Origin of the sequence: Kitasatospora sp. NPDC086801, from assembly GCF_044745805.1 — a bacterium.
Taxonomy (GTDB): domain Bacteria; phylum Actinomycetota; class Actinomycetes; order Streptomycetales; family Streptomycetaceae; genus Kitasatospora.
The window spans coordinates 1-1,185 of the sequence record NZ_JBIVAX010000114.1; the positions used below are offsets into that span (position 1 = coordinate 1).

General features: G+C 72.7%; 1 protein-coding gene. It reads left to right on the top strand.

The annotated features are described in order from the left end of the window. Positions 1-108: 108 nt before the first annotated feature. Positions 109-1,185: beta-ketoacyl reductase (locus tag ACIPLC_RS38230; protein ID WP_400477672.1), on the top strand; the 1,077-nt coding region annotated here is incomplete at its 3' end.

A 1,185-nucleotide genomic window follows, 5' to 3' on the forward strand; every position in this document is an offset into this window, starting at 1 on the left:
GCCGTCGGTGCCTCGGCGGTGCGGGTGCGGATCGTCCGGCTCGGCGATGGCGGGCTGCGGCTCGACCTCGCCGACCCGGCCGGCGGCCCGGTGCTGGCCGTGGCCTCGATGGTGGGCCGAGCGGTCTCGGCGGAGCAGCTGGGCTCGGTCGACCCGCTGTACGGGATCGAGTGGTCGGAGCTGCCCGACTCGGCTGCTGCGGTTGACTCCTCGGCGCGGTGGCAGGACGTCTCGCAGTCCTCGGAGGCGGCGCCGGACGTGGTCGTCCTCGACTGCGGCACCTTCGTGAGCCCCGAGGACGATGTCCCGGCGGCCGTGCGCGAGGTGACGCAGCACGTGCTGCGCGCGGTGCAGGCGTGGCTGGTGGAGGAGCGGTTTGCGGTGTCGCGTCTGGTGGTGGTGACGCGGGGTGCGGTGGCGGTGGGTGAGGGTGAGCCGGTGGATCTGGTGCAGGCTCCGGTGTGGGGTCTGGTGCGGGCGGCGCAGGCGGAGAATCCGGGGCGTTTCGTCCTGCTGGACACGGACGGGGAGGTGGTCGTCACCTCTGAGCCGGAGTCGGCGGTGCGTGCCGGCGCCGTCTATGTTCCGCGTCTGGTCCGGCTCCCGGGGTCGGAGGGGCCGTTGCCGATGGGGGTGGGTGACACGGTGCTGGTCACGGGTGGTACGGGTGGTCTGGGGGCTGTGGTGGCGCGGTACCTGGTGTCCGAGTGCGGTGTTCGGAGTCTGGTGCTGACGGGCCGTCGTGGTCTGGAGGCGCCGGGGGCGGTGGGGCTGGTGGCGGAGCTGTCCGCCCTGGGTGCTGTTGTTGAGGTCCGTGCGTGTGACATGGGGGACCGTGAGGCCGTGGCGGCTTTGGTCGATGCGATCCCGGGTCTGTCGGCCGTGGTGCACGCCGCCGGTGTCGGTGACAACGGTCTGGTCGGTGCGCTCACGCCCGCCCGGATGGACGCCGTTCTGGCGCCGAAGGCCGACGGGGCGTGGTACCTGCACGAGCTGACGAGTCACCTCGATCTGACCGCTTTCGTGTTGTTCTCCTCCGCCGGTGGTCTGGTCCTGACCGCTGGCCAGGGCAACTACGCGGCCGCGAACGTCTTCCTCGACGCCCTCGCCGCCCACCGTCGGGCCGCCGGCCTGCCCGCGACCTCGATGGCCTACGGCATGTGGGACGTCGGCGCCGGCCTCGGC